General features: G+C 68.7%; 11 protein-coding genes. 9 read left to right on the top strand and 2 right to left on the bottom strand.

Going from position 1 to position 13091, the window contains the following annotated elements; translation table 11 throughout:
• Positions 1 to 33: 33 nt before the first annotated feature.
• Positions 34 to 1512 (top strand): LCP family protein, encoded by a 1479-nt coding sequence (locus tag FK531_RS05010; RefSeq protein WP_246097893.1) that lies wholly within the window; start codon positions 34 to 36, stop codon positions 1510 to 1512.
• Between the two features lie 100 nt (positions 1513 to 1612).
• Entirely contained in the window at positions 1613 to 2212 is a 600-nt protein-coding gene (locus FK531_RS05005; protein ID WP_142096655.1) for a cadmium resistance transporter, read from the top strand.
• Positions 2213 to 2284: 72 nt separating this feature from the next.
• Here FK531_RS05005 and arsC read toward each other — a convergent pair whose 3' ends face one another.
• Complete coding sequence (arsC, locus tag FK531_RS05000; RefSeq protein WP_142095761.1) at positions 2285 to 2632, bottom strand: arsenate reductase (glutaredoxin); 348 nt, start codon at positions 2630 to 2632, stop codon at positions 2285 to 2287.
• A gap of 57 nt (positions 2633 to 2689) precedes the next feature.
• Here arsC and FK531_RS04995 point away from each other — a divergent pair, with 57 nt between their 5' ends.
• The 5 genes from FK531_RS04995 to FK531_RS04975 all read left to right on the top strand — a co-directional run bounded on the left by FK531_RS04995 (position 2690) and on the right by FK531_RS04975 (position 6175).
• Entirely contained in the window at positions 2690 to 3118 is a 429-nt protein-coding gene (locus FK531_RS04995) for a nuclear transport factor 2 family protein (RefSeq protein ID WP_142095759.1), read from the top strand.
• 36 nt (positions 3119 to 3154) lie between these two features.
• Entirely contained in the window at positions 3155 to 3514 is a 360-nt protein-coding gene (locus FK531_RS04990; protein WP_142095757.1) for a GntR family transcriptional regulator, read from the top strand.
• 56 nt (positions 3515 to 3570) lie between these two features.
• The gene (locus FK531_RS04985) at positions 3571 to 3960 is read left to right on the top strand and encodes a DUF2784 domain-containing protein (protein ID WP_142095755.1); all 390 of its coding nucleotides are present in this window, start codon (positions 3571 to 3573) and stop codon (positions 3958 to 3960) included.
• Positions 3961 to 4031: 71 nt separating this feature from the next.
• On the top strand, positions 4032 to 4460 hold the full coding sequence (locus FK531_RS04980; protein ID WP_142095753.1) for a DoxX family protein: 429 nt from the start codon (positions 4032 to 4034) through the stop codon (positions 4458 to 4460).
• A gap of 83 nt (positions 4461 to 4543) precedes the next feature.
• Positions 4544 to 6175 carry a BCCT family transporter gene (locus tag FK531_RS04975; protein ID WP_142095751.1) on the top strand — a complete coding sequence of 544 codons (1632 nt, stop codon included), beginning with the start codon at positions 4544 to 4546 and terminating at the stop codon, positions 6173 to 6175.
• On the opposite strand, the gene FK531_RS04970 is transcribed toward FK531_RS04975, so the two are convergent.
• Complete coding sequence (locus FK531_RS04970; RefSeq protein WP_142095749.1) at positions 6158 to 7717, bottom strand: dolichyl-phosphate-mannose--protein mannosyltransferase; 1560 nt, start codon at positions 7715 to 7717, stop codon at positions 6158 to 6160. The genes FK531_RS04975 and FK531_RS04970 overlap by 18 nt on opposite strands.
• Positions 7718 to 7740: 23 nt before the next feature.
• On the opposite strand from FK531_RS04970, the gene rsmI reads away from it, so the two are divergent.
• A complete protein-coding gene (gene rsmI, locus FK531_RS04965) occupies positions 7741 to 8571 on the top strand; it encodes a 16S rRNA (cytidine(1402)-2'-O)-methyltransferase (protein ID WP_142095747.1) in 831 nt (276 codons plus the stop codon).
• Positions 8572 to 8958: 387 nt separating this feature from the next.
• Entirely contained in the window at positions 8959 to 13071 is a 4113-nt protein-coding gene (locus FK531_RS04960) for an nSTAND1 domain-containing NTPase (protein ID WP_142095745.1), read from the top strand.
• Positions 13072 to 13091: the final 20 nt, after the last annotated feature.

The following is a 13091-nucleotide window of genomic DNA, read 5'->3' as shown; positions in this document are numbered from 1 at the left end:
CCGGACAGGCAGCAGGGTAGGGCGCCACGGGGTGTGCGTACGGTCCGGGTGTTCGCCGCCGCGGCATCGGTCGTGGTGCTGTGCAGTGTCGGGTTCGGTTGGGCGGCCAAAACGCACGTGGTGTCCGGGCTTCACGTTTCCGATGCCTTGAGCGTTCTCGGGGCGGACGGGCCGAGGTCCGAGCATGGTGACTCGAACATCCTGCTGATCGGACTGGACAGCCGAAAGGCCATGGACGGCAGCGACCTGCCCGCGCAATTCGTGACCGACGAACTGCACGCCGGCGACAGCGACGTCGGCGGCTACAACACCAACACCCTGATCCTTCTCCATGTCCCCGGAGACGGAAGCCGGGCCACCGCCGCGGCGATCCCACGAGACGACTACGTCGCCGTTCCGGGCTACGGCATGCGCAAGATCAAGGAGGCCTACGGGCTCGCCAAATTCGACGAGCAGAACCGTTTGTCCAAGTCGGGGGTCTCGGACCCGGCCACGTTGGAGCAGAAGTCACGCGATGCCGGCCGACGCTCGACACTCACCACGGTGCAGAACCTGCTGCGTGTGCCGATCGATCATTTCGCCGAAGTCAACCTGATCGGTTTCTACCACATCGCGCAGGCGCTGGGCCCCCTGCGGGTCTGCCTGAACGCGCCGGTGCGCGACGCCTATTCCGGGGCGAACTTCCCGGCGGGCAAGCAGACTCTCGACCCCTCCCAGGCGCTCGCGTTCGTGCGGCAGCGGCACGGACTCGACAACGGCGACCTCGACCGCACCCACCGCCAGCAGGCGTTCATCTCCGCGGTCATCGCGAACCTGAAGTCGACGGGCGTGATCGGCAACATCGGCAAGATGCAAGCCCTGCTCGACGTGGTCAAGAAGGACGTCGTCATCGATTCGGGACTGGACCCGGTGACCTTCGCCTCGCAAGCGGACAACCTGACCTCGGGCAGCCTCGACCTCTACACCCTGCCCATCGAGGGATACGCAACCATCGACAGCCAGGACGTCAACAAGGTCGACCCGACCCGCCTGCGCGCCGAGATCGCCAACCTGTTCAAGACCGGGACCGCGACCGCCAGCACCACGACCAAAGCCGAGTCACCGTCCGGACGGGAGACGATCGACGTCGTCAACGGAACGGGACGAGCCGGGCTGGCCGGCGCCACCGCCGCCGCGTTGGCCTCCCAGGGATATCGCACCGGGTCGACCACCACCGGCCACGCAACCGAATCGACAACCGTGACATACGGTTCCGGTGCGCAGGCCGTGGCGCAGGTCGTCGCCGACCAGTACTCCGTGACCGCCACTGCCAGTAGTGCCCTGCCCTCCGACAGGGTCAGCCTCACCCTCGGCGCCGACAGCCCCGACACGCCACCTTCCGGCGAGACGGAAGCGGTGACCTCCCCCGCCGGCTCGACTGGGCGGGCCCCGGACTCGAGTGCCGCTGTGCCCACCGCAGGTCCGCAAGGCGCTCCGGTCGAGGCCGATCACGGAACCCCCTGCGTCGATTGATCCGCTGTGTGCGCGAGGAGCCCACCGCTCGGGCGGCGAACCGGTCACGGGTGGTCGCGGTGCCGACAGCGCAGCCGTCGAGGAAACTGCTCCGGTGAGTGTGGATCTGGCGTTCATCGGTCGCGCAGTCGGGTTGTTCGCGGTGACGAACATCGACGACCTGGTGGTGTTGACGCTCTTCTTCGGTCGTGTCGTCGGCCAACGGCGAGCCGAGTCACGGGTGGTGGCAGGTCAATACCTCGGATTCGTCGGGATCGTCTGCGTCTCGGTTGCCGGTGGACTCGGCGTCGGGCTGTTGCCGGATACAGTAATTCCGTACCTGGGGATACTGCCGCTGGCGCTCGGGATTCGTTACGCGATGCAGGCGTGGAGGGGCAGGGTTTCGTCCACCGGTGGCGCGGACGCCCCCGCGATCTCGCATCCGACGGTAGGGGCCGTCGCGGCCGTCACAATCTCCAACGGAGGCGACAACATCGGCGTGTACGTCCCGGTGTTCGCCGCAGCGGATCTCGGTGAAGTATTCGCCTATGCCGCCGTGTTCCTCCTGCTCGTGGCCGTGTGGTGCGCGGCTGGCAGATACTTCGCCAACCGGCCGATGATCGCGGCCGCCCTCGCGCGCTGGGACCACATTGTGCTGCCCGTCGTTCTCGTCGCCATCGGTGCCGACATCCTCGTCCGTGGTGGCGCATTCGGCCTCTGACCCCCGGTGCAGGGACGCTCTGGAGTCACTGCTTCAGGATCTGGGACGAGACCGCCGGCAGCGCAACGACGACTACAAGATCTCTCGTACCGATTCGGCGGGCCGGGCCAGCACGGTGCCCTTGTCGGTGACCACGATCGGGCGCTCGATCAGGATCGGGTTCTCCACCATGGCATCGAGCAGTTCGTCCTCGTCGGCCTGAGCCAGTCCGAGTTCCTTGTAGACGGACTCCTTCTTGCGGATCGCCTCGCTGGGCTTGAGTCCGGCGTCGTCGAGCAGCTTGCGCAGGCCGTCGCGCGAGGGCGGGGTCTCCAGGTATTTGACGACGGTCGGGGTGATGCCGGCCGCCTCGATCAGGGCGAGGACCGTGCGGGAGGTGCTGCAGCGCTGGTTGTGGTAGATCGTCGCTTTCGTTGCCATGGCGCCCATTCTGCCGTTCCGGGTCGAAACCGCGAACCGGTGCGCTTGTATGTCTGCATGGACCTGCAGACGATCGGCGACCGCATCGAGATCACGGACCTGTTGACGCGGTACGCGCATGCCGTCGACACCAAGGACTGGTCGCTGTACCGGACGGTGTTCACTCCCGACGCGCACATCGACTACTCGGCCACCGGCGGTCCGCTCGGCACCGTCGAGGAGGTCGTGTCCGCGTTGACCCCGATGCTCGACCTGTTCACGCAGACACAGCATTTCGTGTCCAACCTGACCGTGGGCCTGGCCGGCGACGAGGCCACGGTGCGGGCGATGTTCTTCAACCCGATGGTGGTCAAGCCGGGTAAGCAGTTCTTCTGCGGCGGCTGGTACAACCACGAGCTGGTTCGCACCGAGGACGGCTGGCGCAGTCGCAGGCTCGTCGAGGAGTCGGCCTGGTTCGAGAACCTTGCCGAGGCTTTCGCCGACTGAGGTGCCGGCGCGGGCCGGCCGGGCTAGCCTCGCGGCATGCGCATCGTCATCGACCCCGATTCGCCGACCGCCCCTTTCGAGCAACTCAAGCGCCAGGTTCTCGACCAGGTGCGCAGCGGGAAGCTGATCGCGGGCACCAAGCTGCCGACGGTCCGGGCGCTCGCGGAGGAACTCGGTCTGGCGGCCAATACGGTCGCGAAGTCGTATCGCGAACTCGAGACGCTCGGCGCGATCGAGACCCGCGGCCGACTCGGGTCGTTCGTGGCGGCGGTGGGGGACGCGTCGATGACCGCGGCCGAGCGGGCGGCGACCGACTACGTTGCGGTGGTGCGAGGGCTGGGGCTCGACGACGAGGTCGCTCGCGCGTTGGTGGAAGCCGCGATCCGCGGAGCCTGACCTCGGCGCCTCGTACCGGACTACCCTGAGACTCGGGGCCGGCACTGGAGGTGGTGATGGTCTTCCCGGCGTTGATCTTTCGGGCGATCGAGACGATCGCCGTCACTGTCCACTTCGCCTTCATCGGGTACGTGGTTCTCGGCGGCTTCCTGGCCTGGCATTGGCGCCGGACGATCGTGCTGCACCTGTTCGCGGTGGCATGGGGGTTCGGCTCGGTGCTCGTCGGGTACGACTGCCCGCTGACCGATCTGGAGAACTGGGCTCGCGGCATGGCGGGAGGGCCGCCGCTTCCGTCGAGCGGATTCATCGCGTACTACATCACCGGCGTGCTGTATCCCGTCGACGCGGTGAACCTGGTCCGACTGCTGGTCGCGGCGCTCGTACTGGTCTCGTGGGCGGGATTCGTGCTGCGCCGTCGGGCCGCCGTCCCCGTGTCGCATAGTTGACGCTTCAACTTACCTGTGTCACAGTGGGGACGTTCCATGAAACTGCGCCGCACATCGCAAAGGACCCATACATGAAATCCAGCGCATTCCGAGACCTCGCGATCCTTGTTGCCCGCATCGGCCTCGGCGTCGTCTTCGTCGCCCACGGCTGGCAGAAGTTCTTCACCTACGGCATCAGCGGCACTCAGGCTTCGTTCGAGCAGATGGGCGTCCCGCTCCACGACGTCTCCGCGATCTTCGCCGCGGCCGTCGAGCTGGGCGGCGGCATCCTGCTGATCGCCGGACTGCTCACCCCGATCGCGGGCATCCTGCTCTTCGTCGACATGCTCGGTGCCTTCTTCACGGTCCACTACGACCAGGGCGTGTTCGTCGGCCAGGGCGGTTACGAGCTAGTGGTCGCGCTCGGTGTGGGTTCCCTGCTGCTCGCCGCGACCGGCGCAGGCCGCATCAGTCTCGACGCGCTCGTCGGCGGTCGCTTCGGAGCGAAAGCCACGGTGTAGCGACATCACCGAACCGCAGGCGGGTGCGACGCGCGCCCGCCTGCGGTTGCAATTGGCTCCGAAGGCAAGCAACGTAAGCCTGCATGCTGGCCAATACTGATCGACCCGAGCAGGATTCCGGCCAACCAGACGACGGTGCACGCCCCGCCGGGCCACGCACCGACTACGTCGTGTTCGGTGTCACCACCGCCATCGTCGCCGCGATCCTGATCTGGGGCGTCGTCGCCCCCGACGGCTTCGACTCCGTCACCGGTTCGGTCCTGGACTCGCTGGTGACCAACATGGGGTGGCTGTTCATCCTCGCCGCTTCCGGTTTCGTGCTCTTCGCATTGTGGTTGGCGGTGAGCAAGTTCGGTCGCATCCCGCTCGGAAAGGACGGGGAGAAGCCGGAATTCAGCACCGTCAGCTGGATCGCCATGATGTTCAGTGCGGGCATGGGCATCGGGCTGATGTTCTTCGGCGTCGCCGAACCGCTGGCGCACTTCGTGACTCCGCCGCCGGGAACGAACGGCGGGGTCGGCACCGCGATGGCGACCACCATGTTCCACTGGAGCCTGCACCCGTGGTCCACCTATGCAGTGGTCGGGCTCGCGCTGGCCTACGGCACGTACCGGCGCGGCCGCAAGCAGCTGTTCAGTTCTGCGTTCATCGCGCTGCTCGGCAGGCGTGCCGAGGGCCCGATCGGCCGGGTGATCGACATTCTCGCCATCTTCGCGACCATGTTCGGCACCGCCGCCTCGCTCGGCCTCGGCGCGCTGCAGATCGGATCGGGGTTCGAGGTCACCGGCTGGCTGCAGGAGGCGGGCACCCTCCTGCTCGTCGTGATCGTCGCAGTCCTGACCCTCGCGTTCGTGGCCTCCGCGGTCTCCGGGGTGTCCAAGGGGATCCAGTGGCTCTCGAACATCAACATGGTGCTCGCGCTGGTCCTGGCCGTGTTCGTGTTCGTGCTCGGACCCACGGTGCTGATCCTCAACCTGGTCCCCACCACACTCGGCGCGTACGCCGGCCAGATTGCGGAGATGTCCGCGCGCAGCGCCGCGTCGAGCAATCCGGATACCGCCGAGTGGCTGTCCTCGTGGACCATCTTCTACTGGGCGTGGTGGATCTCGTGGACCCCGTTCGTCGGGATGTTCCTGGCCCGGATCAGCCGCGGCCGGACCATCCGTGAGTTCGTCGTCGGCGTGATCCTGGTGCCCAGCCTGGTGAGCCTGGTGTGGTTCACGGTGTTCGGCGGCGCGGCAATCGGGCAGCAGCGTGACGGCATCGACCTCGCCGGCCGCGGCAGCTCCGAGTCCCAGCTGTTCGGCATGCTCGACAACCTGCCGCTTGCCGGTCTGTCGACCGTTTTGGTGATGATCCTGGTCGCCATCTTCTTCGTCTCCGGTGCCGACGCCGCGTCGATCGTGATGGGCACCCTGTCCCAACGCGGCACCAGCCATCCCAGCCGTGCGGTGGTGGTGTTCTGGGGACTGCTCACCGGTGGGGTGGCCGTGCTGCTGCTGTGGACCGGCGGCAAGGACGCGCTCAACGGGCTGCAGACGATGACGATCATCGCGGCGGCGCCGTTCGTGCTGGTCATGATCGGGCTGTGCGTGTCCCTGTACCGGGACCTGTGCCACGACCCGATGATCCTGGCGCGCGAGCGGAAGCGACGGCTGGCGCTTCCGACTCAGAAGCGCTCGACCCGTCGGACCCGGTCAACGCCAGCTGGGTAGCCACAACTGCTGTTGCCACGCCTCCGGCGTGATCGGCAGCGCGGTGAGGATCGGCCACAACCAGACGAAGTTCGCGATCACCAGCCCGACGTACAGGCAGACCGCGAGCAGTCCGGTGCCCCGGCGTTCGGCCGCGTCCCGGGCCCGGCCGATGACCTCCCCGCACACCAGGGCCAGGCCCATGACCATGAACGGCGCCATCGCGACGGCGTAGAAGTAGTACATCTGCCGGTCCATGGTCGCGAACCAGGGCAGGAAGCCCGCACCGTAGCCGACGAGCACCGCGGCGTACCGCCAGTCCCGGCCGACCAGCGCGCGCCACAACGCCCAGCCCAGCATCGGTACCGCCAGCCACCACATGGCGGGCGTGCCGATCAGCATGACCGCCTTGACACAGGTGGACGCGCCGCAGCCGGTGACCTGGTCGCCCTCCGCGAAGTAGTAGAGCATCGGCCGCAGTCCCATCGGCCACGTCCACGGCTTCGACTCCCACGGATGGTGGTTGCCCGCCGAATTGGTCAGTCCGGCATGGAACTCGAGCACATTGCCGCTGTAGTACCAGAGTGAGCGAAGCGCCTCGGGGACGAAGGAGAAGGAGCCGCCGAAACCGACCTTCGACCCGACCGCGTGCCGGTCGACGCCGGTCTCCGAGGCGAACCAGGCCCAGTAGGTCGACAGGTACACGACGACCGGGACCAGCACCAGCGCGTACAGCGCGGGCCCCACATCGCGCAGACCCGCACCGATCCAGGGGCGGCGCACCCCGTACCGGCGCCGGGCCGCGACGTCGAAGGCGACGCTCATCAGGCCGAAGAACAGGATGAAATACAGGCCCGACCACTTGGTGCCGCAGGCGAGACCGAGCATCAGACCGGCGCCGAACCGCCACCAGCGCACGCCAAGGCGTGGCCCGTACGCGGTGTCGAGGATCCGGCCCTCGGCGTACACCCGGGCCATCCGTTCGAGCATCTGGTCGCGGTCGACGATCAGGCAGCCGAACGCGGCCACCACGAACAGCGCCATGAAGATGTCGAGCATCCCGATCCGGGAGGACACGAAAGTCATGCCGTCGGCGATGAGCAACACGCCCGCGATCGCGCCGACGAGGGTCGAACGAGTCATTCGGCGCACGATCCGCAGCACCAGCAGCACCAGCAGGGTGCCCGCGACCGCCGCGGAGAACCGCCAGCCCCAACCGTTGTAGCCGAAGATCGCCTCGCCCATCGCGATCATCTGCTTCCCGACCGGCGGATGCACGACGAGTCCGTAGCCCGGGTTGTCCTCGAGCCAGCCGTCGGTGAGCACCTGCCAGCCCTGGGGCGCGTAGTGCTTCTCGTCGAAGACCGGGGTGCCCGCGTCGGTGGGGTAGCCGAGCATCGCGAAACGGGTGATCGCGGCGATCGCCGTGACGAAGAGGGTCACCACCCAGCCGCGGAAGCGGTCGGTGGGTCCGGGGTCCGAGGCCGGCCTGGTCGGGCCGGGACTGAGCAGGGTAGGACGGTCGACGGGGGGCGTCGCACGCTCGTCCGTCAACTGGGTCACCCGTCGATCGTAGGCTGTCGGACATGAACGGTTGCCTGGTCCTTGCCGCGACGCCGATGGGGGAGGTCCGCGACGCCTCGGATCGGTTGCGGGAGGCGCTGGCCACCGCGGACGTCGTCGCCGCGGAGGACACCCGACGGACGAAGCACCTCGCCGCTGCGCTCGGCGTCACGATCACCGGGAAGGTGGTCAGCTTCTACGACCAGGTGGAGACGACCCGGCTGCCGGCACTGGTCGCCGACATCGAGGAGGGGCGGACGGTGCTGTTGGTCACCGACGCCGGTATGCCCTCGGTCAGCGATCCCGGTTACCGGCTCGTCGCGGCATGCGTGGCGAAGGACCTGCCGGTGACCTGCCTGCCCGGCCCGTCCGCGGTCACCACTGCGCTCGCGCTGTCGGGGCTGCCGGTCGAGCGGTTCTGCTTCGACGGGTTCCCGCCGCGCAAACAGGGCCAGCGGCGGTCGTGGTTGGAGGCGCTCCGGGCGGAGCCGCGGGCGTGCGTGTTCTTCGAGGCGCCGCACCGATTGGCAGACTGCCTGGCCGACGCGGTCGCCGTGCTCGGCGGGGAGCGCCGCGCTGCGGTGTGCCGGGAGCTGACCAAGACCTACGAAGAGGTGCGTCGCGGGACGCTCGCCGAGCTCGCGGAGTGGGCCGCAGAGGGCGTCCGGGGGGAGATCACGGTGGTGCTCGAGGGGGCCCGTCCAGTGGCCGCCGAGCCCGAGGATCTGGTCGGTGAGGTCGAGCGGCTGGTGGCCGACGGCGCACGGCTGAAAGATGCGTGCGCGATGGTCGCCACCGCGGGGGTGTCCAAGCGGGAGGTCTACGAAGCGGTGCTCGCGGCCCGCAAGGCGTAGGGGAATTCTCTCGGGCTCGGCTGTCAGTTCGGCGGGGCGGCCATCACCATGATCAAAGCGACGGAGGCGGCGACGACCAACGCGGCGGCGAGGGTCGGCGGGACCATCGATGCGATCTTGACTGCGAGTCTGTTCACGATTGCTCCCCGGATTTGGATCGGTGCGGCCTTGTGACTCCGCTGCCCGGCGGGAACTACCCCTCGAACTCCTAGTTCCCGCCGGCGCTGCGTCGTGGCGCCGGCCGTCCTGCGCCGAGGTCAACTCTGCTGGCCGACTCAAACCCAACCAATCGGTGTGCAGTGTCTTTCGGGTATCGTCCCAGTTCATCGCCGGTGAGGAACTTTTCCGCAGCGGAATTCCGCCGGGGTGAACGAGGAGTGATCGAGGATGACGGACAGCCGGCCAGGGGACTCGGAGGCAGATCCGCAGGTTCGGGAGCGGAGCCCTCGCAGCGACTCGGAGTTGGAGCCGAGCCTGCCGAGTGATCCGTCCACTCAGGCCCGACTGCTGTTTGCGGACCAGATGCGATTGCTGTTCGCGACTGCCGGCAGACCGGCGTTGAAAACGGTGGTGTCGGAATCCGCGGCCCTCGGTCGCGCGCTCGGCGCCGACAAGCAGGTCTCAGTGCAACGGCTCAGCGACTGGCGGTCGGGCAAGCGGGTGCCCGCGAGCTTCGACTCGGTCCGTCCGGTTCTCGTGGTTCTCATCCGTGCCGCGCAGGAACTGCACGGAGCCCAGCCGCCCGCACCCGGCCTCTACTCGGTCAAGCAGTGGCACGGGTGGTGGCGGGACGCGCGCGAGGGCGGCGCCGTCCGGGGTCGGCCCGAGTCGGTCAAGCCGGTCGCCGTCGCGGCACCGGTGTCCGGGGTGCGGCCGTATCGGGGACTCGAGCCTTATCGTGCCGAGGACGCGCGACTGTTCTTCGGTCGGAGCGCGAGTCTGCGCGGTCTGGTCGACGCGGTCATCGCCGCGCAGGGTCACGGGTTGGTCATCGTCACCGGGGCCTCCGGCGTCGGCAAGTCGTCGCTGGTTCAGGCGGGCCTGGTCCCTGATCTGGCCCGCAGGGACCCGGACGCGGAGACGGCGGCCTCCGCCAGCGTGGTGTTCACCCCGGGGCCCTGTCCGCTGGATTCGATCAGCGAGGCCCTGCCGGAACTCGCATCGGTCGTCGAGCGGCCGGATCGGGAGGGCGTGCGACGGGCGATGCGTGCAGCGTCGGAGCGGCTCGGGGCGCCGTCGCTCGTGATCGTCGTCGATCAGATCGAGGAGCTGTTCACACAGTGCGGTGAGCAGGACGAACGGGTGCGCTTCCTGGCGGTCCTCGCGTACGCCGCGTCTGCTCTCGGTTCCGGTGAGACACCCGATGCGGCGCCGTCGGTCGTTGCGACCATGCGTTCGGACTTCTACGAGCAGGCACTGTCGTATCCGGTGCTCGCCGAGGCGCTCGAGCGTCGCAGCAAGGCGATCGCGCCGCTGACTCGTGCCGAGATGGTGGACGTGATCACCCGTCCCGCACAGCTGATCGGGTTCAAGCTCGAGGCGGGCCTGGTCGATCTGATCCTGCACGACCTGGGCGTGCTGACGTCGTCGGAGGGCAGCGGCACGGTGCTGCCTCTGCTGTCGCATCTGCTGGACACGATGTGGGAACGGCGCCGCGGTGGGGCGCTGACTGTTGCGAGCTACCGCTCCACCGGAGGCGTGCGCGGGTCGGTGGCCGCGACGGCGGAACGAACCTGGGAGGACCTCGACGAGCACGGTCGGGTGCTGGCGCGGTCGATCATGGTGCACCTGGTGTACGTCACTCACACGGGCACCGACGTGAAGATTCGGCGGACCCTGCCGCAGCTGCTGGCATTCGCCGGTGACGACACCGTCGCCGGGCAGCAGGTGGTCGACCAGTTCATCGCGGCCCGGGTCCTCGTCGCGGACACCGAGAGTGTCGAGCTCATCCACGACGCAGTGATCGAGGCGTGGCCCCGGCTCAAGTCCTGGATCCAGGAGGACCGGTCCTACTCGGCGCTGCGCCAGCAGATCGAGGAGGACGCCGCGCGCTGGGAACAGTCGGAGCGGGACAGCAGCCTGCTCTATCAGCGTGCCCGTCTCGACATGGTCGCCGAACATGACGCATCCCGGGTCGCGGCCGAGGGGCTCGGCGTCGCCCGGGTCTCGTCGTCGTTGACCCCGGGGGCGTCGGAGTTCCTTGCCTCCTCCACGCAGCACGTGCGCCGCAACACCTGGGTGCAGCGGGCGGTGATGGCCGGGCTGGTGGTGTCGACGGTCATCGCGCTGGTCGCGGTGTCGATGGCATGGACCGCGAAGAGCCGGGCCGAGTCCGAACGCAGCGCCGCGCAGTTCCGTCAGGTGGTGGCCCTGGCGGACTCGATGCGTGAGACCGACCCGACGACGGCCGCGCGACTGTCGCTGGCCGCCTGGCAGATGCGGCCGGGCGACGACTCCGCTTATTCGGGCCTCATCGCAACGGAGTCGACGCCGGTCGGCCGCGCGTTGAGCGGGCATCAGGGCCCGGTGTACGGGGTGGCGGTGACCGCCGACGGCACCACGATGGCGTCGGCGAGCGACGATCGGACGGTCCGGCTGTGGGACCTGACCGACCGCTCGGACCCGCGACCGATCGGGATCCCGCTCGGCGGGTCCGCGAAGTACATGGCGTCGGTGTCGTTCACCCCCGACGGCAACATCCTGGCCGCGGGTAGCGGCGACGGAACCGTGTTCATCTGGGACATCACCGACCGTTCCGCACCGAAACCGCTGCTCGAGGCGGCCCGTGCCGGGTCCCGGGCGGTCCACAACATCCGGTTCAGTCCGGACGGGCGGACTCTGGCCGTGCCGAACGACGACGGCACGGTGATGCTGTTCGACACGTCCAACCCGTCGTCCGGGGAATTCCCGAAGACCGTGCTCAGCGCCCATGCCGGCGCGGTTCGGACTGTCTCGTTCCGGGCCGATTCCGCGGTACTGGCGACGGCCAGCGACGATCGCACGGTGCGGCTGTGGAGCATGGCAAAGCCCGGCACGCCGACCCCGCTGCCGTCGGTGCTCGACGGGTTCGGTGACGTGGTCCACTCGGTCGCGTTCTCGCCGGACGGCCGAACGCTCGCCGCCAGCAGCGACGACGGTGTCCTCCGACTGTTCGACGCGACCGACGTGGTCGCGGTGCGCCCGATCGGGGTCCCCGTCCAGGCGCACACCGGCGGTATCTGGACCATCTCGTTCTCGCCGGACGGGGCGACGCTCGTCAGCGCGTCCTGGGACGGGATCGTCAAGCGATGGGCGGTGGACCCGGCCCGTGGCAGCCTGCGTGAACTGAGGCCGGCGTTGACCGGCAACGGCGGTGGCGTCCCCGCCGTGGCCCTGGTCTCCGACGGTGAGACGATCGTGACCGGCGGCCAGGACTCGATGGTCCGGGTGTGGACTCTGCCGCGGACGGCGCTGGCGGTCTCCGAGTCCGCGCTGACGCTGCCGTCGATGTCGCAAGACGGCGGAATCATGGCCACCGGCGGATACGACTCGGTGATCCGGCTGTGGACACTGGTCGGCGGCGGCCGGTTGTCGCTGGCCAGCGCGACCGCGTTGCCGCGGCCCTTCGGCGGCGCGCACGTGGTGGCGCTGTCGCCGAACGGTGAGCTGATGGCGACTGCGCCCACCAACGGGGGGCAGGTGCAGGTGTGGGACGTGCGCGACCGCGAGCACCCCCGCGCGTTGGGCGAGCCGATCCTGACCCGCACGCGGTTCACCTGGGAGCTGGCGTTCAGCCCGGACGGTTCGACCCTCGCCGTCGGCGACGACGACACCAGCGTTCGGCTGTGGAACCTGGCGGATCCGCAGCGGCCGGTGCCGTGGGGTGACGCGCTGAGCGGGCCCAGCAATCTGGTCCGGACCGTCGCATTCAGCCCGGACGGGACGAATCTGGTGGCGGCGGATGCGGACGGCGGGGTGCACGCCTGGGACGTGCGCGATCGTGCCCACCCGAGTTCGGTGGAGGTCACGACGGACGGTCGTCGCAGTGGGATCAACTCGCTCTCCTTCAGCCCGGACGGGAAGACGATGGTGGCCGGGGACGACGACCAGTCGGTTCAGGTGTGGGACAGGAGTTCGGACGGCACGCTCGTGGTCAGGGATGCGGCGCTGCGCGGCCACACCGGCACGGTGTACTCGGTGTCGTTCGACCCGGACGGCCGGCACGTGGTCAGCGGCAGTGACGACGGCACGGTACGACTGTGGGACGTGTCGGATGCCGGCGCGATGCGGGAGGTGGGTGGTCCGATCACCACTGCGGGCACAGGCCGCTGGCAGGTGGCGTTCCGGCCGGGGACGGAGACCGTCTTCGCGGGAGACGGTGACGGAGTCCTGCGGGCATGGCGACTGGACGAGCAGTCCATCGTCGACCGGATCTGCTCGTCCACCGCGGAGTTGTCGCCGCAGCGGTGGACGGACTTCGAGCTGTCCGGATCCGCACGGGGTGAGTGTGGGGCCGAATGATGTCGCGTGGCGGCGGGTTC

It is taken from the genome of Rhodococcus spelaei (assembly GCF_006704125.1).
GTDB lineage: Bacteria > Actinomycetota > Actinomycetes > Mycobacteriales > Mycobacteriaceae > Rhodococcus_G > Rhodococcus_G spelaei.
This window is presented reverse-complemented; position numbering and strand designations above follow the sequence as displayed.

What these genes read in the sequence shown, in the direction of transcription:
- arsC (WP_142095761.1), bottom strand. Translation starts at nt 2,632, where the DNA reads ATGGCAACGAAAGCGACGATCTACCACAACCAGCGCTGCAGCACCTCC.
- FK531_RS04995 (WP_142095759.1), top strand. Translation starts at nt 2,690, where the DNA reads ATGGACCTGCAGACGATCGGCGACCGCATCGAGATCACGGACCTGTTG.
- FK531_RS04990 (WP_142095757.1), top strand. Translation starts at nt 3,155, where the DNA reads ATGCGCATCGTCATCGACCCCGATTCGCCGACCGCCCCTTTCGAGCAA.
- FK531_RS04985 (WP_142095755.1), top strand. Translation starts at nt 3,571, where the DNA reads ATGGTCTTCCCGGCGTTGATCTTTCGGGCGATCGAGACGATCGCCGTC.
- FK531_RS04980 (WP_142095753.1), top strand. Translation starts at nt 4,032, where the DNA reads ATGAAATCCAGCGCATTCCGAGACCTCGCGATCCTTGTTGCCCGCATC.
- FK531_RS04975 (WP_142095751.1), top strand. Translation starts at nt 4,544, where the DNA reads ATGCTGGCCAATACTGATCGACCCGAGCAGGATTCCGGCCAACCAGAC.
- rsmI (WP_142095747.1), top strand. Translation starts at nt 7,741, where the DNA reads ATGAACGGTTGCCTGGTCCTTGCCGCGACGCCGATGGGGGAGGTCCGC.
- FK531_RS04960 (WP_142095745.1), top strand. Translation starts at nt 8,959, where the DNA reads ATGACGGACAGCCGGCCAGGGGACTCGGAGGCAGATCCGCAGGTTCGG.